This window comes from Rickettsia endosymbiont of Pantilius tunicatus (assembly GCF_964291875.1).
Taxonomy (GTDB): domain Bacteria; phylum Pseudomonadota; class Alphaproteobacteria; order Rickettsiales; family Rickettsiaceae; genus Rickettsia.
This window is the reverse complement of sequence record NZ_OZ198175.1, coordinates 798,832-817,594: the sequence shown is the minus strand read 5'-3', so window position 1 is coordinate 817,594 and position 18,763 is coordinate 798,832. Positions and strand designations below refer to the sequence as shown.

Here is an 18,763-nt window from a genome sequence, read left to right as displayed (position 1 = left end):
TACGAGGTATCTATCCAAAAAGTTTTAACTGTTTTTGTTGAAATGCTTTATAAGAAGGTTTGCCTGAACCTTTATTTTTTACATAATTACGTAATTTCCGCTCATCACCATGTTTACCTACTGTGCTCATAAAATATCCTTTACTCCAAAACTCACTTCCCCATAATTTTTCTTTAAGATTTGGATATTTCTTAAACATTTCCTTAGATGTAATACTTTTTATGATTTGAGTTATTTTTGTTGGGCTATACATTGGTATTGACTGTAGTAAAAAATGTACATGATCTTTATCTACTCCTATTTCCAAAAATCTAATTTCATAACGAGCTTCTATGTCCTCACAAATTTTACATAAATAATCGTCTAGTTCCTCATTGAATATTACTCTTCTATACTTTGCCGGTGTTACTAAATGATATATTAGTACTGTGACATTATGACTTTTATGTATATAACTGCTTTCTTCTATGCATCTAGTATATCACGAAGCAGAGCTTCGGGGAATTAAACCCTAAGAGATTAATTTCATGCATCAAATTTATTTTATAAATTATTCTATTACTGAACCTACTATACTTTTTGTAGCTGCACATTTTGACAATTTACCAAATTTCCATAAAAATTTAGATAAAATATATTTTTCGATACCATTACAAAAATATGATTCTAAATATCAGCCTAAAAATTATTATGATTTTATAAATATTGAAACAGTAGTTTGGAATAAATTCTTAATTCAATATAAAGAATTATTTCATGACCTTGACGAAGAAAATTTAGATAGATTATTTAGTATTTGCAACGCTAATGATAGCTTAGTAAAATTGTTAGTTTCTGATTCTTATCGTGTTAATTTAGAAACGCGAATAGAAATTATTAAATCTAAGATAAATGAAGATAGTAAATTTATTTATAATAAAATTAGTCGACTTTTTAACACAAATCACTGGATTAATTTTGCCGCTTTTGTGTCTAAATTTGATGCCTAATTGCACTAGTAAAGATAATTTTTTTAATATAGGTAATTCTACAATATCAGAAAATTATTTTGAGCAGGAATAATCTATTTCAAAAAAAATCTCATAAATAATTATATGAATAAAAAGAACAAAAGCAGATTAATTTTAAATTTTGCATATATAACTTAAAAATAACTCTAGAAATTCTTTTAATTAGCTGATATAAAATAATCCTACATAAACGGAGAGATGGCCGAGTGGTCGAAGGCGGCGGTTTGCTAAACCGTTATACGGGTCATACCGTATCGAGGGTTCGAATCCCTCTCTCTCCGCCAGTCGGGACAATTAGCCATTTCTTGTAATTTATCGAATGGAAAAGCCAGAGAGTAATCAAGTTTTTCGCCTCTCAAGCTATATCACCTGATCCGGCACTTGCTAATGTTAGCTTATGCCCTATTACTCTTGCTCATCAAATAAGATTTGAGGATTGTGTTTAGAGGTCTGCCTAAAGTAGGTAAGAGTGATTTTTTGTTATCACTATTCGTATGCTTAGCTGCATATATAGGATTTCTAGTATTTAAATCAATAATCACTCAAGATTTTTTATTTTCAAACTTAGGTAGAATATAATTATTTACATGAAAGATTGCAAAGTATAAAGCTTTTGCAAGAATTATTAAGTGAACACTCCACGGGGCAAGCCCCGTGGTATCTGTGTCGACCTATAGGTCGAGTACAAGCTGTGCTTGCCCCATATCCTCCTGCCCCTGATGCTCTATATATCGTTTTATTATATGCTCATTAATTCCAACAGTTGACACGAAATATCCATCTGACCAGACTCCATCAATACCCCAATAAGCCTTCCTTATATATTCAAATTTCTTTTTTAATAATCTACCAGTTATAGATTTTATTGTCCTCACCACATCACTAACTCTCACCTTTGGTGGTATAGATAGATGCATGTGAATATGATCTATATCATGATTTATCGTCAATAGTTTTATCTCAGGTATATTTCCCCACACCTGCTTAAGTATTGCTTCAAAATACCCAAAACTCCCAGCATTGAATATTTTCCGCCTATATTTACTCACTAACACCAAATGATACTCACATTGGTAAGCACAGTGACCTTGTTTTCTAATCTGCATACATCACCATAGCAGAAAGATATGGGGAGCACTACATCCACGGGGCAAGCCCCGTGGTTTTTATGTGCGTATAAAGCACTAAATAATTTATATATAACACCAAGGAGTAGCAACTTAAGATAGTTTTGCTATTGATAAAATTTATTTATTCATTCTTTTTTTACTTAAATGCATATCTAGTGCTTCACAATATTTAAACATTTCTATTGTATCAGGATGCTTGACTCCAAACTCCATAGCTTGCGGATTACCAAAAGCTTTATACATACTTATATCTTTCTTTTTACAGGCTGCTTTTGCTCCTTGAAGATTCAAATAACTTACTTGAGCAATATTTTTACTATTTTTTCTATATAAGTTAAAATATATCATTTGTGCCTTTCTATAGCTTTTTAAAGCATCTTCAAGCTTATCCATCTCGGCTAATATATCACCCTGTACCACACATGCATTAGCTATAGCAGGGTTAGTTACCATAGGCATTTGTCTTTCTGCAAAGTTCTTATCATTATTTCTAAAAATCTCTAATGCTTTATTCACATTTGACAAAATGCTGCTGCTGATGAGAAATATATCTTTTTTTCAAGACATAATATGTAGAAGTCAAGATTTGATCTTACAGACACTATAAAAATTATATCTGAATATCTGATAAATTATGACTGTCAGATGAGTATTCAAGATATAAGATTTCATTGTTCTTTTCAATAGCTAATTTCTTACTATCCTTAAAAGTTTGCATAGGCGTTTTACCATAACAATATTTTCCTGAATGTGGTCGCTCATTATTGAAATGCTCTAACCAAATATCAAGATCTAATTGTAAATCATCAAGATCAGTGTAGATCCTTTTCCGCATAGCTGTATCAAAGAATTCTTGTGTCATAGTTTTATTAAAACGTTCACACATACCATTTGTTTGAGGAGAATATGCTTTAGTAATAGTATGTTCTATACCTTCGATACTTAGAAATAATTCAAAAGCATGATGCTCTATATTTCCCTTATATTCTGACCCGCGATCTGTCAGAATACGAAGTATTGTATGCCTTGAGTTTCATACCATGGTAACACGCGGTCATTAAGCATATCAGCAGCAGTTAAAGCTGTTTTATCAGTATATAGTTTAGCATCAGCTACTCTGCTATAGCTATCAATAAATACCTGAGAATAAACCTTACCTATACCCTTAAAATTTCCTACATAATATGTATCTTGGCATCCTAGATAACCTGGATGCTGTGTCTCAATCTCGCCATGGGCTTCTTTTTCGCTACGTCGTTTCTCTAGTACTTGTAACTGAGATTCAGTAAGTACAATACCATCCTGAGCCATCCTTGCTTCTAATGCTTTAAGCCTTTTATTGATATTGTTTAAATCATTACGTAACCAAATTGATCTCACTCCTCCAGGTGATACAAGTATACCGCTCTTCTTAAGCTCATTTGATACTCTTAGCTGACCATATGCTGGATATTCTATTGCCATATCCATTACTGCCTTCTCTATCGCTGGATCAACTCTATTGGCTATTATTGGCTTTCTTCGACTAATTTCATACAACGCTTCTTCACCACCAGTTTCATACAGTTCTTTAAATCTGTAATAACTATCTCTGCTATAGCCCATCGCTTTACATGCTGATGATATGCTACCAAGACTCTTAGCGAGTTCTAGTAATCCTAATTTTGGCTTTATTATTTTTTGATTTAAGTTCATTTCTTATCTCCATTTAATAATTAATTTATTTTACTAAATGTAAGATAAAATCTCAACTATTGCAGCTTATAATAGTTAAAAAGTAATAATCCTGTAATAACATAACCAATAGCAATAAAAGTAATGATAGGGAACTCAATCCTTTTTATTTTAGATAAAAAATTAAAAAATTAGAATCCATAACTTTAAGCATACAAATACTAATTCTATATTTTTAATTTATTATATTAAATAAATAAGCTAAATTATAGAAAGTAAATTTTTGTACAGAAGAGATTTATACTTTTTTACTAAAAGTCAATAGGAATTTTTACTTTAAGTTAAAAATTGGAAAAGTGAAGTACAGGCTTTAGTTATAATTTAAGCTGTAGATGATAGATATTATTTTTACCACACAAAGTTTAAAAAATATTTATTATAGCAATTCCCTACTTTTAATTTTAAGTAGAAACTGTTATAAGAAAATCTTTAATAAATTTAAAAATGTAACTTTTATGGAAGATTTAAGCCATTGGAAAGAAAAGTTTGAAGTATGTATTTATGCTAAAAAACTTTTGGATAAACTTGAATATTTAAATACCAAAGTAAATAACCCTATTGACCTAGAAGAAGTCAAAAAGGGTATTTATTACGCTCGAAAGTATCATGGCTCACAAATGCGTAAGTCCGGTGATCCTTATTATTCTCATCCAATTGAAGTTGCGATTATGCTTGCAGATTTTGTAGCATACGAAGCTCCTAAACTTTATACTGTTATAATGTTACAAGCAGCACTACTTCATGATACTATTGAGGATACAAAGCTTACTGAAAAAATGATTATCGAGATTTTTGGAGTAGAGGTAGCAAAGCATGTAGAAGGTCTAACCAGAATTAAACCTTGGGGAAAAATTAGTGCAGAAGAGAGTTTGAATTTATTAGTTGAATAAAAAAGATATGATACAATAATTATAAAATTTTTTGATAGAATACATAATTTACAAACTTTAGGTGTTAAATCTCCTGAGAAAGCACGAAAAATTATTGAAGAAACTTTATCCTGTTTTTTAGTTATGGCTGTATATTTTGAGACTAAAACTATTGAAAATTATTTATTTAATATATGTTACAATTTTATTAACAATAATTTTTTGCCTAATTCCAATAATATTAGTGTATTATATTCTTTTCCAAGTCTTCAAAATGACGCAATCCTAGATAATAACATATTGTTACCGGTACCATAATCATCAATATTCCCCAATAATTAAAATGCTCAGTTAAATAAGCAAGACCGAATGAGGTTATAATATACATTAAAGCACGTGACATAGCGAATATGAAGCTGGTATGCATAAAACGTTTAAATATTGGAAAATGTTTGTGAACACTCCACGGGGCAAGCCCCGTGGTATCTGTGTCGACCTATAGGTCGAGTACAAGCTGTGCTTGCCCCATATCCTCCTGCCCCTGATGCTCTATATATCGTTTTATTATATGCTCATTAATTCCAACAGTTGACACGAAATATCCATCTGACCAGACTCCATCAATACCCCAATAAGCCTTCCTTATATATTCAAATTTCTTTTTTAATAATCTACCAGTTATAGATTTTATTGTCCTCACCACATCACTAACTCTCACCTTTGGTGGTATAGATAGATGCATGTGAATATGATCTATATCATGATTTATCGTCAATAGTTTTATCTCAGGTATATTTCCCCACACCTGCTTAAGTATTGCTTCAAAATACCCAAAACTCCCAGCATTGAATATTTTCCGCCTATATTTACTCACTAACACCAAATGATACTCACATTGGTAAGCACAGTGACCTTGTTTTCTAATCTGCATACATCACCATAGCAGAAAGATATGGGGAGCACTACATCCACGGGGCAAGCCCCGTGGTTTTTATGTGCGTATAAAAAATTGCCGTAGCCGGAAAATAACCAGGAGCAAATACAAGGAAATACAATTGTATTAACATCAGATAAGAAATGGTCAAATTCTGCATTATCAAAGGTGAGAAACATAGAAATACTATAAGTACATAAAATGTTGCCCTCAAAATTTTTAGGGGATAAATTTATAGCTAAGGTATGTCATTAATATACAACCTATAATATCACTCATCGAAATATAAAAATTATGATTAATAACTTCAGCAGGACTATACCCAAAATTTTCCGTTAAAATATTGCCGCAATAAAAATAACCAAAATAAGACCATACCGGTCATGTGCATTGTATAGCAAAATAAGAAAGAAAAGTTTTTAAGTTTGTTTTTTCTTTTACAATAATACTATTATTTTCAATTTTTTTGGGGTCTAAGCCAGTTTTTTCTAGACTTAATTTTATCCGTCTTTTAGCATCAATAAAATCTGGAGTTTCTCTTAATGTAGTACGTGCCATTGTGCCAGTTACAGCTACAAACGCACCGAATAAAAAAGCGTAACGCCAAATAAAATTTGCTGAGGTCACAATACTTGCTATTCCAAGTGCAACTAATGTTCCTAATGTAGAGAAGATAGTAATTGATGCTACAGCCGGATACTGCAATGGGGGTTTAACTATAAAGTTGAGCCCCTGTAACTTCTGTAGCAGAAGAAATACCTTGAATAGCACGAAAAAGCGTAACTAAAACTGTAGCAGTAAAACCTATTTCATCATAGGACGGAAGAACAGCCATCCCAATACAAGCACAGGACATTAAAAAAGTTGATATTAAAATTACCGGTTTACGTCCTATATTATCACCTATCCAGCCAAATAATAATGCACCAAAGGTGCCTAAATACGAAAGTTGAACAATAAGCAAAAGCTGAAAGCATTTTTACAGAATAAGTATTGTCCGGAGAAAAAATATTTTATTAAGAAGCACTGCCATATGTACATATAAATATAAATATTCTAGGAATGTACCAATTGACAGTAATCCGACAGCTTGCTTTTGTTCTCTTGTTAAAGTTCTTTGTTCTTTTGCATATTCCAGCATAAATTCTTTATAAAAAATTAAATTGTAAAGAAATTATACTGTTCTATATAAAAGTCAATAGGAAATTTTACCTTAGGTTAAAAAAGTTTAATGAAGTGCAAGCTTCAGACATGTATAGACCTCGCTATATACTATTATTGATTCTGTATATAGGGAGGTCCATACCATTACTTCGTAAGTTTAAGATGGGTAGATAGTTAAGATATTTCACAACCCTCTTTAGCTGGCTGTCCAGTATGTTTTGTCATGTGGGACAGCTAGCAATTTCTTGTAAAGTAATCAAGTTTTCTGCTTCTTAGTCGCAGGGTTTCAAATACAAAATTTGAAATTTTTTTTCTAGAATTGTCAAACCTTTAAAAATTTTATATCTGTTTATCGTTATTTCGTGATACTAAATTAAGACCAAGAAAAAAGCCTAAATTAGTTTAATCGGCACTATTACCTCTACTATTTTACAACTAACAATTAAAATTGTTGACTTGGTTTAATTATTTCTATAACTTATTTTAATTAAACTAAATTAATATTTAAGCTCCGCCATTAAACATAAGAATAATTTAAAAGAGTTAATATATGAAAAATAACGAAGAAGAGCAAGTTTTAATGTCTGAACTTGAGTTTGATGAAGAGGAAGAAAAGCAATTAAAAGCCGAAAATTCAAAAAAAGAACTAAAAGCAATATTAATAACTTTTGCAATTCTTTTGACTGGTTTTATAATTTTCTGTTATTTCTTTTTTAGCTATAGCTTAATGCGATAAGATAGTGACTTAGAGTATGAGTTAGATTATACTAAATGAAAAACTTATGGCAAAGGCATATTCATACGATTTAAGAATACGAGTAATAAAAAGTTTAACAGATGGTAAAACAATAAAAGAGACTTCTGAGATATACTCTATTAGTAGGAAGACTATAATAGAATGGAAAAAATTAAAGAAACAAACCGGCGATATCAAAGCAAAAAGTGGTTATCATACAGGACATCGTAGAATAATAAGAGACATAGTGACTAACGAATATTAGAATTCCCTATGACGAATATTAAAATTACCTATTTTTGAGTAAAAAATATTGTCTAGTGTATTATATTATTATCCTCCAATTTTATAGTTAATTTTTTTTCTTTTGCTGTAGCGATTCTATAACTTTCAGTATTCAGTTCAAGAATTGAAGAATGGTGAACCAATCTGTCAATGGCTGCTGATGTAGTCATTTCGTCTTTAAAAATGGAATTCCATTTTGCAAAAACTAAATTGCTAGTAATTAATACACTACGCATCTCATAACGTTCAGCTAATAAGGTAAATAAAACATCAGTTTCCTCACGATTATATGGTACATATGATATATCATCAATTATCAATATTTCAAAATAATCGAATTTTTTAATAATTTGCTTAAGTTTTAAACTAAGCTTTGCTTCTAGTAATTGTTGAACCAAATTAGCTGCTGTTGTATATAATACACGCCTACCGGCAAGACACCACTCACGTGCTAAACCTATACTAAGATGACTTTTGCCAGTACCAGGATTACCAAAAATAAGTATATTTTCATAGCGATCCATAAATTCTCCTTGTGCAAGATATTGGATCTTAGTTGACGATAATCCTGGGATACGCTTAATATCAAAGTTGCTTAATAACTTATCTCGAGAGAGTTTTGCTTGCTTTAGCAATCTGGCGATACGTTGCTGATGTCTATGTTCTAACTCACGTATGGCTAACTCTTGTAGATAATCTATATATGTTTTCTTTTCTTGCTCAAAGCTTTCTGCAACTGATTTATAGCATGATGCAAAAGTAGGTAAACAAAGGTTCTTGAGTAAATTATTTAGCGGTTGCGGAGTTATTATCTTTTTACTCATGCGACCTCCATTGTTTTAAAGCAATGTAATTGATCATATTCGGACAGTACTGGTTGATTAATTTTTACTGAACAAACAGTTTTAGTCTGACTATTTAGTAAATCTGTAATATGATCAATTATTGGTTCAATCTTCTCTTCTACTAGCATTTCTAATGCAGCAACTACATTCAATTCTCCATACATTTTTGCTAATTGTAATATTTTAAGATATATTTTATGCCCCTTATATGGATATATAGATATCAGCTGGTCATATACCTGACGAAATATAGCACGTGGAAATAAAGCTTCATAATATTGATATTGGGCAAATGCTCCAGGTTTACGTACTAAACTATCAATGATATGTCTATAATCAATAACATAGCCATTGCTGATTCTAAACATTTTTTGTAAACATTTGTTACCATAGTAAAGCTCTATTTCTTCAGAATAAATATAAGCTTTTAAAGTATAACCTATTAAGCGACTAGGCACAGAATAAGCTACAGATAAAATACTAACTGTACTGCTTGGGTTAACACGTACTGATAATATTGTAGGTGCATTCCATTTCCTGATTGGTAACTCTTTTAAATAAACTAATTCTTCAGCTAATTTTTCTTTTCTACAGCTATTGCGCTTTTCTTTAATTTGTGTAAGGAATAATTCATAAGCTTTTAAATCAACAAAATTACGTGATCCACGTAATAGCAAATGTTGATTCACTGCTTGCTTAAATGTATCATGACTTTTTTCAACAGAACCATTTTCATGACTGACACCGGGATTATTTCGCGATGGTGCAACATCGTAATAACCAAGCAATTCTTGCCATTTTTCTGTAAATTGTCTACTATTACCACATTGCTTGGTAGCTGCACTTAAATTATCTGTACGATGCTCTGGTAAAACTCCACCTAACTCCCATACAGCTTTTTCAAACCCTGATGCTAATGTATCAAAACTTTCACTATGGCATATGCTGAAAGTTTCCCAACATGAATAAGGCAATATAAAATGAAATAGTAAATGAGAATATGGTTTCCCATCAATACAAATACCTAATTGATTCATATTGGTCCAATCAGACTGGCTTTGTTTGCCAGGAAGAATATTTTGTAAAAAGATGACTGGCTTATCCTTACCATGTTCAGCTCTCCATTGTTTCAACCTTTTCTGCAAACAGCGTAATTGCTTTCCATTATAATTTCCATGATACTTTTCTGTCAAATATGCTAATATGGTAGTTGCTTGCAACTCCGGTGCTGATCCTAGCATTGATTCTATTTCATCCCAGTGCTTAACAAATGGATCCTTACGTGTCCTATATTTACGTACTGTTCGTAATTCGCTTGGATACTTATTAACACCTAAATATTTACGTGCTGTTTTTACACTCATACCTGCTTTTGCAGCAGAAATTATCTGATTATATTTTTTGATCTTTTGCATTAAAATACCTACTTGTTTATTTGTACATGTCATCAGTAATTCTCGAATAATAAATAAATCTTAAAAAGAAATTTTTATTCGATATTACTGTCCATAGTTACTTCTTTTTTATAGGTAATTTTAATGTTCGTTGAGGGTATTTCTAATATTCGTTAGTCAACATAGAGGGATTTAAAAAATTTATAGAATTAAATTTTGATAAAACCACCATGGAACTAGCTAACAACTGGAGTCAAAAAGTATCTGCAAGTACGATATCAAGATTGCTTAATAAATTAGGTTATAGTTATAAAAAAAACTTTTCTTCATCCCAAAAGAGATGTTGGTCTAAGGAATGAGTTTATATTGAAACTAAAAACTATAGACAAACAAGATTTAGTATTTATCGATGAATCTGGGATAGAAGATAATAGCTGTAGAGAACACGGGTGGAGCATTATCGGTCAAAGATGTTATGGTGAAAGGGTCTATCAACATAAATCACGGATTAGTATGATTGCTGGGGTGTCTGCCAAAGATATTATTGCCCCAATAATATTTGATGGGACATGTAATAAGGACATTTTTGAAACTTATGTACAAGAGATATTGATTAAAGAGTTAAAGCCTGGTCAGATAGTAGTAATGGATAATATTAATTTTCATAAAAGTACAAAAGTGAAAACGTTAATTGAATCTGTTGGTTGCAGTATTTTATTTTTACCAACTTACTCTCCTGATTTAAATCCTATTGAGCATTACTGGTTTAAAATCAAGAACGAAATAAGAAAAACTGTTTCTAATTTTGAGCACTTTTTTGATGCGGTTTACTATGCTCTTGAAAAAGTCACTACCTTATCGCATTAAGCTATATATGGAAGAAAAAGCAGCAGAGTATAAATTACAACAAGAAGCAGAAGCAAATAAAAATAATTAATCTAAAGATATAACTTTTATGGAAGATTTAAGCTCTTGGAAAGAAAAGTTTGAAAGTTGTGTTTATGCTAAAAAACTACTTGATAAACTAGAATATTTAAATACCAAAGTAAATAATTCTATAGATCCCCTCGAAGTCAAAAAGGGTATTTATTACGCTCGAAAGTATCATGGTACTCAAAAACGTCATCCAGGAGAACCATATTATTCTCATCCGATTGAAGTAGCGATTATGCTTGCAGATTTTGTAGCACACGAAGCTCCTAAACTTTATACTGCTATAATGATACAAGCGGCACTACTTCATGATACTATTGAAGATACGGAACTCACTGAGGAAATGATAGCTGAAATCTTTAATCAAGAAGTAGCAAGCCACGTAGAAAGTCTTACTAGAGTTAAACCTTGGGGGAAAATTAGTGCAGAAGAGAGTTTGAATTTATTAGTTGAACAAAAAAGATATGATACAGCATTAATAAAACTCTTTGATCGTATTCATAACGTGCAAACCTTAGGTGCTAAATCACCTGAAAAAGCTAAAAAAATTCTTCAAGAAACTTTAATAAATTTTATTAGTTTTTCTATATATTTAAAAATGCCTAATATCACTCATCACTTAATTGAATTATGTCATGAAAATTTAGGCATACCTAACTTTAAGTCGATACAACCCAATATATTTTTAGAAAATATATTGGCATTTTAGGGATAATTTTTAACATTTTTCTCAAGCTTGAAGAAATGCGATATTCCCCACATCGAACTTAATATTATAGAAATAGTTATAATTGATATTCCCCAATTGCCAAAATATTCAGTAAAATAAACTAAACCGAATGAGGTAAGTATACTCATAAAAGTTCTAGACAAAGCGTATAAAAGACTAGCATAAGTAAAACGCTTAAAAACGGGAATGTGTTTAAAAAGTATAGGTATAGCAGGCGAATAGTTAAGGGAAAATGAAATTAGTATAATTTGTAATATTAATAAACTCGAAGGAGTACTTATTATATTTAACAGATAAGGAAAAATAAGAATAAGAGCACCAAATATTATTATTTTAATCCTTAATAGAATTAATGGATAAATACGATAACTTAAACAAGTCCATATTATAAAACTAAATATTTGAAATATTGAAACTATAAAATTTTGATGGATAATTTCTTCACTAGTAAAACTAAAATTATTTTTCATGATATTACCGCAGTGAAAATAGATAATATAAAAGCACACAGACCAGGCACATTGTAATAAAAATACAGCTAATGAAGTGCTATTATTAACTTTTTCTTTCCATACTGTACTATTTTCTAACTGCTTTTCTGTAACTTCAGCTTTTTCTAAGGCTTGCTCTAACTTCTTTTTTAATTGACGTTATGCGTCAATGAATTCAGGAGTTTCTCTTAAATGGGTTCTAGCAACAGCACCCACTATGGCAATAACTGCTCCTCCCCAAAAAGCTATACGCCAATTGAGACCATATTTCGTTGAATAATAAGCGATAGCTAAAGCGGCAAAACTTCCAAAAGCTGTAAAAATTGAAATTATAGTTACTGCTGGGTATTGTATAGGGGGTGAGGTTATTTCGGTTATATAAAGTTCAGCACCTATTATTTCGCCCATGCATGACATACCTTGTACAATTCGACAAATTGTAATAACCCAAGCCGCCGCTACTCCTATTTGAGCATATGTAGGAAAAGTAGCCATTACAACGCAAGATAAAGACATCATGGCTGTAGTTATAATTACAGTAGTTTTACGACCAATATTATCTCCTATCCAACCAAATATTATAGCTCCAACAGGTCTTAGTAAATAAGTTGAGCAAAAAGCAGCAGCATAAAGAGCTGCAACGTGTGCATTAGCTTTTGGATAAAATAATTCATTAAAAAGTACAACCATATGCACGTATAGCATTAAGTCAAAATATTCAAGAAATGTGCCAATTGATAGTAAGCCTATGGCTTCTTTTTGATTACGTGTTAAGCTTTTTTGCTCTTTTACATAGCCCAGCGTAATTTCTTTACAAAAAATTAAATTGTAAAGAACTCATACCTTTCTATAAAAAAGTCAATAGGAAATTTTACCTTAGGTTAAAAAAAATAGAGAAGTAAAGTGCAAGCTTAAGACACTTTGAATGGCTCATATTCGTTATACTATCTAACTTGATTAAAGTATCTTAGGAACACAGTTTGTGATACAAGACCCCGGTGGCAAGCTACGGAATGACACCGTCCAATACTATTAATGACAATAAAAAACTGGATTCTGTCGTTACTGGGAATGACATCGAAGCCATACGACAATTGACATGTTCCTCAAAAGCTATTTTCTACTTTTATACCATAAGAAATATAAAGGAATGCCGGCTATAGTAAAAGCACTTGCTATGATTAATGTTTTAATAGGCGTTTCATAAATAACCCAAGCACAAAAAATAATTGATATTATGGCAATCAGTAAATAATAATAAGAGAAATTTTTCTTTGAACTAAGAATTACTTTTAAAAAAGCCAAGCTACAAATCAAATAAACAAATAAAAATGCTATTGCCGAAAAATCTATTATTTTGGTGATCTGCTCAGCAAAGTTATCATTCGCCGTAAATACTAATAAAGGTACGATGCCAAGACAACTTACAATAATCCCCCATACCGGTGCATTATTACTATTTTTCTTAGCAAAAAATTTCGGCAATAAACCATCTTCAGCGAGTCCTAAAGCAATCTGTCCGCTAGTTAGTACCCAAGCGTTAAGCGTGCCGATGCAAATAATGGAAGCAATAACGGAAATCACACTAGACCATTTACCACCAAATAATAAAGCTGCGGCATCAGTATAAGGAGCTTTGGAAATAATAAGATCAGATGCAGGAATTAAGCCCATTATACCGATACTATTAATAAGATATAATACGGCAACGCAGAAAGTTCCAAGCATTATAGCCCTTGGGATAGTTTTAGAAGGATTTTTTACCGAGCCTGCCGTAGTTGTTGCACACTCTACTCCGATAAACCCCCAGAAAGTAAGCAGTGCTACCCTACCCATAATAGTTAGAACGCTTAAATTCTCTACTTCCTCAGCAATAGCTATATTATCTATATTAAAGTGCGATAATGCACATAATCCTACTATTAATAAAGGTACGAATTTTAATAATGTTAAATAAAACTCTGCTTTGCCTGCCACTTCAGGACCTTTTAAATTTAAGATCATAATGGCAGCTAGTAATATTATTTGTAATATTAAGTCTAATATTGCTTGTGATTTGAAGAAAGGAGTCAGGTAACCTATAGCAGAAATTACGACTATACTAGTGCTGATGAACGAGATAACCCAATAAGTCCAACCAACAAAAAAGGCGGCTTTTTTACCAAAGCTTTCACGAATATAAACATGCGGACCGCCTGTCTTAGGAAATTTTGCACATAGATATGAAAATACGAGTGCGATGCTCATAGCACCAAATAGCGACAACACCCACCCCCATATACTATATATACCGTAAGGTGCTAAACTCAAAGGAAGTATAAAAACACTAGTACCGATTTGGCTACCGGTAACTAATGCAAAAACTGCCCAAAAACCTAATTTTTGTGACATATTATGAAGATATTAAAAAAAGAAAATTATACCTATAAAAACGATTTTATGCAACTTATTTAAATAATTGGCATAATATATTCAATAACTGTAATTTAAAATTGAGTATATATATGCTGAGGGATGTTATACATATAGAAGGTCAAAATATGGTTATAACTAAAGATTACACCAACAAGAAGTTATTATTTTATCCTTATAGTGAGGCAAAGTGGTCTGAGCATAATATAAAATTGGCTAATAAAACCGATGAATTTATAACTATTTTATACAATGAAGCATGGTATATTTTTGAATCTGGTCCTCATCCTAATTTTTATGAGCTAGAATCTGAATTATTAGGAGATGAAATAATTGAGAGATGAAGCTACTACCAACTAAAAGACAGTAGCAGCTTGTATTTTTTATATTTGATCTGTAGGAAATTCAGAAGCTACGCCTATTACAGACATATCAGTTATCTCTTGATCTATTATAGGAACATCACATTTTTTGAAAGTGAATTCATTATTGGATTTCTCTATAGAATAATTCCCTTGCAAGAAATTATCTATATTATCAACAAAGAACTTTTGTTGATTGAGCCCCATGTTAAGAAACTCATTTAAAGAAACTAATTTTTTGATTAATATGCTTTCTATAATTAACTTTTTCTCAGGTGTGGAAAATTTTGTTTCGATTGAATATTTAACATTTGGGATGGATTGAATTAAAAACTTCTTTACCTGGATTTGTGGTGCTATAATTAATTGTTAGTTTCTCACCTGATTTTATCTTTGTAGGAAGTATTAGTTCAATTTCTTGATTATGTTTGTGCACATCAGAGGTAAAAGGTACCACCGCATAACTGAACGGCGATATAAAAATTTCTTTAGAATCTAGATCCCTAACGAATTGTACATTTACATATCCTTTGCCCTCAAAGTCATTAGGTATTTTGATTTCCTGAATAGTGTTATTTCCATCTGTGTTAAACCATGTAAAATTATGCACTTTATCAGTTTCAATAGTAATTAATCCATATCCTGTATAAGGAGTGATAATATTTAAAAGAATCGTATCACCAGCTTCAAAAGCATCATGATCAAGCTTAACTGTTAAATTTGCCTTTTCAGTTAGATTAGCCGTAACATTGCCCTCACCTATCACCGAAAACTCGCTTTGAGCAAATATAGTTCCATCTTTATTTGTTAAATAAATAACGTAGTCACCTGCTTCTTTAGTAGGTATATTATAAATATAGCCATTTTCTGCTGTAATACCAATTTTATCAGAAGATATATTTGTCTCGATAGGAACTGATTTGTAGGAATAATTACCTCCACCATCAGATACTAAATTATTTACATAGTTAATTTTCTTCAAAATAAAATTCAAGTCGGGAACTGCTACTTTATCTGCTTTATTTGATATAGCAATGAATTCTATTTTTGGAGTAGTTCCTCTTTTAACATATTTTAAATCACTATCGCTTTTAAAACCTATTATATAATCTAACGGTGAAACTATGATTGATTTATTGGCGTTTACACTTCTTCCTGAATCAGGCTCAAATCCATCCACTGAAAGTGTTAAATTAAAAGTAGCATTATAATATTTCTCAAGATTCAGTGCAAAACTAGCCTCCCCTTTAGAATCGGTAGTAACATCGCCTAAGCGTTCGCTAAAAAATTCTTTATTTTCTTTACAGCTGTAAAATTTATAATCTTTAAAAGCAGGCACAAAGAATTGTGTTGGTCTAATATCGATATAACCACTAACTTTTCTATTTTCTGCCGGCGTACCATAAAGATTTATAAGATTAACATTTGCTTTAAGGTCCTTAGGATTTGTCCATAATTCATCTTTTAAGTTGTTGAAGTTTATGTTTATTTTCATACGATCAGGCTGAAAATCTTCAACTCTTAAACTTATGCTGTTGAGATAACTATTATCCCCTTTATCGCTTACTAAATATAGACTTACATTATATGTACCACTTAAAGACTCGTCATATGTAGTGAATAAATATTCAGTAAATCCGTCTGGATTTAATGTTACCTTACCTTTATCTATTTTTGCCCACGAGGATTAGTTACCTCTACCGCTAGAGGTAGCCCATCAAATTTTCCCTGCCAATCATTTTGCTTTAGGATAATACCTATATGTCCATGTTCTCCTGGTCTATAAATTCCACGATCAGAAAACATATATGCTTTTAATCCTTGGTCAGAACTAACTACTCCTGATACGTTAAACCGAGAATAATTAACTTGGCGATCCACTCTTCCATAAGGCATAAATGAGAAATCATCGCTTGTGGTTAATATATAAGCTACAGGTGTTTTTTCTTTACTAGAATCCTTAACATTAGATAAAACGGCATGTTCATTACTATCCGTTTCTTGACTTTCTATTACCTCACCATTAAGTCCTATAATATCAACTTTAACTCCGCTTGCTGGTTTACCGCTACTAATATATGAAACAAATATGTTATGTATTCCATCTTTATCAGTTTTCACTATCAGACCAAGGTCGGTTACTAGAATTAACCTTTTATCTTGAGAAATTATATTGCCTTGATTATCTTTAGCAAAAACTTTTGTCAGGAATAAGCCTTTAGAATAGCTACAATTAGCCTCCAGGTTAAAATATTTGCTAAAATCTAAATCAGTATAATAAGGTAAATTTAAATTTTCAGAGTTAATTTTTACTTCTTCTTGAAACACCTCTGAAATATTATATTCATTGAAAGAATATTCATTTATAAAAGTTGGATTCCCAAAACTATTATATCTATTTGTTTGACTAATTAAGTGATTTATTTCTTGCTGATTAATTTTATCAATTTCTACATATAATTTATCTATTCCAAGAGAATAAATAGGTAATACTTTTTCACCTGATAATGAGAGAATAGAGCCGTCAGACATTAATTTAACTTCTCTAAGATTTTCAGGTATTTGCACTATTTGAGCATAATTGTTACCAAGCATCAAACCTCCCGATGCTTTAATACCGCTATTTATCTTAACAAGTAAAGATCTTGCAGAAAGAGTATCGACCTTAAAGCTATGCATAGTATTAACTTCAGGCACAGATGGCATTAGCTCGAAATCTACTTTCTCACTAGCCTTAATAATATCTTCAGTTACTTCTTTTGGACTTTGCCATTTATAATCTTTTTTATTTGTTACTCCTAGAAAAGCTGGTTTATCTTTTGGCAATAAAAATAGCTCTAAATGTTTTTTGAGTTCTTCACCTAAAATAGGAGTGTTTGTAGTAATTACAATTACTTGCTGAGGCTTTAGTTTTTCATCTTTGACAATTGTAGCAATAACATTAGTTACTTTTGAATATGATGTTAAGCTAGGAATTAATACCTGCTCCTTGTAAGAATATTTTATACTATTTGATGGCCTATTATTTTGTAAATCAACATTTTTATGAGCAAAATTCTCACCACCATATAATGGTTTAACGCCATCTTTTAACTCAATAGATACTAAATCTTCTTTATCTGTAAGAGATTCTATATTAGCAATAACATTAGCTTCAGTTTTATTTTGGTTAAAGGTAATAGAAAAAGGTAGTTTTTCTTTCGTTGAAACTTTTGTAAGCTCAATTCTTTCTTCCAGAGTTTTAGGATCTATAGGATAGTTGAAGGCTATTCTAGCTTGAACAAATCTTTTGGAAATATCTATTTAATAGCAGGCAGTAACGGCACGGTATTGAAGCTTATAATATTACTTTTGAAATCTATAAAGTTTGGAAATAAATTTTTAGTATTAATAGTAACTTTATAAGTTTGATGAGCTAGAAAATTACTTTCAGGAATAAAGTTTATATTATACCATGAGTCAAATCGCCACTCTCCTTTAATCTCTGGTACAATGGTTAAAAACTCATTTATTTTTTCCTCAATTCCTGTATTTCTTTGTGGCTTGGCACACCAATCTTTAATTCTAGTATCACATAAATTAATATTTAAAGAATTTTGACCAGCAAGTAAATCTTCATTAGCAGGCTTAAAATATAATGGTATTTTTTCATTAAAACTTGCTGCAATTGCTTGAAAATTTATTAAATATAAGAAAATAGTAAATATACATTTATAAAAAATATGTTTCATATT

17 protein-coding genes, 1 tRNA gene and 4 pseudogenes are annotated in these 18,763 nt (G+C 31.0%); 8 read left to right on the top strand and 14 right to left on the bottom strand.

From position 1 onward, the window contains the following. Nucleotides 1–10: 10 nt before the first annotated feature. Entirely contained in the window at nucleotides 11–469 is a 459-nt protein-coding gene (tnpA, locus tag ACICQC_RS04700) for an IS200/IS605 family transposase (protein WP_395477650.1), read from the bottom strand. A 58-nt stretch (nucleotides 470–527) separates the two neighbouring features. Between tnpA (ACICQC_RS04700) and ACICQC_RS04695 the strand changes: the two genes are divergently transcribed. After that, entirely contained in the window at nucleotides 528–989 is a 462-nt protein-coding gene (locus ACICQC_RS04695; RefSeq protein WP_395477571.1) for a hypothetical protein, read from the top strand. A 213-nt stretch (nucleotides 990–1,202) separates the two neighbouring features. Next, a tRNA-Ser gene (locus ACICQC_RS04690) sits at nucleotides 1,203–1,294 on the top strand. 387 nt (nucleotides 1,295–1,681) lie between these two features. Here the strand turns inward: ACICQC_RS04690 and tnpA (ACICQC_RS04685) are convergent. From tnpA (ACICQC_RS04685) to ACICQC_RS04675, 3 genes and pseudogenes are all read right to left on the bottom strand, one after another. Further along, nucleotides 1,682–2,116 (bottom strand): IS200/IS605 family transposase, encoded by a 435-nt coding sequence (tnpA, locus tag ACICQC_RS04685; RefSeq protein WP_395476676.1) that lies wholly within the window; start codon nucleotides 2,114–2,116, stop codon nucleotides 1,682–1,684. 141 nt (nucleotides 2,117–2,257) lie between these two features. Next, nucleotides 2,258–2,656, bottom strand: coding sequence for a hypothetical protein (locus ACICQC_RS04680; RefSeq protein ID WP_395477570.1), 399 nt, complete (start codon nucleotides 2,654–2,656; stop codon nucleotides 2,258–2,260). A 94-nt stretch (nucleotides 2,657–2,750) separates the two neighbouring features. Next, nucleotides 2,751–3,835, bottom strand: a pseudogene (locus ACICQC_RS04675) (IS481 family transposase). 494 nt (nucleotides 3,836–4,329) lie between these two features. On the opposite strand from ACICQC_RS04675, the pseudogene ACICQC_RS04670 reads away from it, so the two are divergent. After that, nucleotides 4,330–5,061: pseudogene (locus ACICQC_RS04670) on the top strand (HD domain-containing protein). On the opposite strand, the gene ACICQC_RS04665 reads toward ACICQC_RS04670, so the two are convergent. The 4 genes from ACICQC_RS04665 to ACICQC_RS04650 all read right to left on the bottom strand — a co-directional run bounded on the left by ACICQC_RS04665 (nucleotide 4,985) and on the right by ACICQC_RS04650 (nucleotide 6,641). Further along, entirely contained in the window at nucleotides 4,985–5,170 is a 186-nt protein-coding gene (locus ACICQC_RS04665) for a hypothetical protein (protein WP_395477783.1), read from the bottom strand. The pseudogene ACICQC_RS04670 and the gene ACICQC_RS04665 overlap by 77 nt on opposite strands. Before the next feature lie 69 nt (nucleotides 5,171–5,239). After that, on the bottom strand, nucleotides 5,240–5,674 hold the full coding sequence (tnpA, locus tag ACICQC_RS04660; protein WP_395476676.1) for an IS200/IS605 family transposase: 435 nt from the start codon (nucleotides 5,672–5,674) through the stop codon (nucleotides 5,240–5,242). A gap of 384 nt (nucleotides 5,675–6,058) precedes the next feature. Beyond that, entirely contained in the window at nucleotides 6,059–6,382 is a 324-nt protein-coding gene (locus ACICQC_RS04655) for a hypothetical protein (protein ID WP_395477569.1), read from the bottom strand. A 7-nt stretch (nucleotides 6,383–6,389) separates the two neighbouring features. After that, nucleotides 6,390–6,641, bottom strand: coding sequence for an MFS transporter (locus ACICQC_RS04650; RefSeq protein ID WP_395477568.1), 252 nt, complete (start codon nucleotides 6,639–6,641; stop codon nucleotides 6,390–6,392). A 750-nt stretch (nucleotides 6,642–7,391) separates the two neighbouring features. Here ACICQC_RS04650 and ACICQC_RS04645 point away from each other — a divergent pair. Together ACICQC_RS04645 and ACICQC_RS04640 are read left to right on the top strand one after the other, a co-directional pair. Beyond that, the gene (locus ACICQC_RS04645; protein WP_395477567.1) at nucleotides 7,392–7,577 is read left to right on the top strand and encodes a hypothetical protein; all 186 of its coding nucleotides are present in this window, start codon (nucleotides 7,392–7,394) and stop codon (nucleotides 7,575–7,577) included. A 46-nt stretch (nucleotides 7,578–7,623) separates the two neighbouring features. Then, the gene (locus ACICQC_RS04640; RefSeq protein WP_395477566.1) at nucleotides 7,624–7,842 is read left to right on the top strand and encodes an IS630 transposase-related protein; all 219 of its coding nucleotides are present in this window, start codon (nucleotides 7,624–7,626) and stop codon (nucleotides 7,840–7,842) included. 52 nt (nucleotides 7,843–7,894) lie between these two features. Here ACICQC_RS04640 and istB read toward each other — a convergent pair whose 3' ends face one another. Together istB and istA are read right to left on the bottom strand one after the other, a co-directional pair. Beyond that, a complete protein-coding gene (istB, locus tag ACICQC_RS04635) occupies nucleotides 7,895–8,686 on the bottom strand; it encodes an IS21-like element helper ATPase IstB (RefSeq protein WP_395476338.1) in 792 nt (263 codons plus the stop codon). Next, entirely contained in the window at nucleotides 8,683–10,155 is a 1,473-nt protein-coding gene (gene istA, locus ACICQC_RS04630; protein ID WP_395476339.1) for an IS21 family transposase, read from the bottom strand. The genes istB and istA overlap by 4 nt, the downstream gene beginning before the upstream one ends. A gap of 122 nt (nucleotides 10,156–10,277) precedes the next feature. Here istA and ACICQC_RS04625 point away from each other — a divergent pair. After that, nucleotides 10,278–10,968 (top strand): annotated as a pseudogene (locus ACICQC_RS04625) (IS630 family transposase); the annotation flags it as partial. Between the two features lie 88 nt (nucleotides 10,969–11,056). Beyond that, nucleotides 11,057–11,743, top strand: coding sequence for an HD domain-containing protein (locus tag ACICQC_RS04620; RefSeq protein ID WP_395477565.1), 687 nt, complete (start codon nucleotides 11,057–11,059; stop codon nucleotides 11,741–11,743). 671 nt (nucleotides 11,744–12,414) lie between these two features. Here ACICQC_RS04620 and ACICQC_RS04615 read toward each other — a convergent pair. Both ACICQC_RS04615 and ACICQC_RS04610 read right to left on the bottom strand, forming a co-directional pair. Continuing rightward, nucleotides 12,415–12,945 carry an MFS transporter gene (locus ACICQC_RS04615; protein WP_395477564.1) on the bottom strand — a complete coding sequence of 177 codons (531 nt, stop codon included), beginning with the start codon at nucleotides 12,943–12,945 and terminating at the stop codon, nucleotides 12,415–12,417. 423 nt (nucleotides 12,946–13,368) lie between these two features. After that, a complete protein-coding gene (locus ACICQC_RS04610) occupies nucleotides 13,369–14,646 on the bottom strand; it encodes an APC family permease (RefSeq protein ID WP_395477563.1) in 1,278 nt (425 codons plus the stop codon). 149 nt (nucleotides 14,647–14,795) lie between these two features. Here ACICQC_RS04610 and ACICQC_RS04605 point away from each other — a divergent pair, with 149 nt between their 5' ends. Continuing rightward, on the top strand, nucleotides 14,796–15,011 hold the full coding sequence (locus ACICQC_RS04605; RefSeq protein ID WP_395477562.1) for a hypothetical protein: 216 nt from the start codon (nucleotides 14,796–14,798) through the stop codon (nucleotides 15,009–15,011). A gap of 39 nt (nucleotides 15,012–15,050) precedes the next feature. On the opposite strand, the gene ACICQC_RS04600 is transcribed toward ACICQC_RS04605, so the two are convergent. Both ACICQC_RS04600 and ACICQC_RS04595 read right to left on the bottom strand, forming a co-directional pair. Then, entirely contained in the window at nucleotides 15,051–15,236 is a 186-nt protein-coding gene (locus ACICQC_RS04600) for a hypothetical protein (protein WP_395477561.1), read from the bottom strand. A 112-nt stretch (nucleotides 15,237–15,348) separates the two neighbouring features. Further along, nucleotides 15,349–18,760: pseudogene (locus tag ACICQC_RS04595) on the bottom strand (MG2 domain-containing protein); the annotation flags it as partial. Between the last annotated feature and the right edge of the window lie 3 nt (nucleotides 18,761–18,763).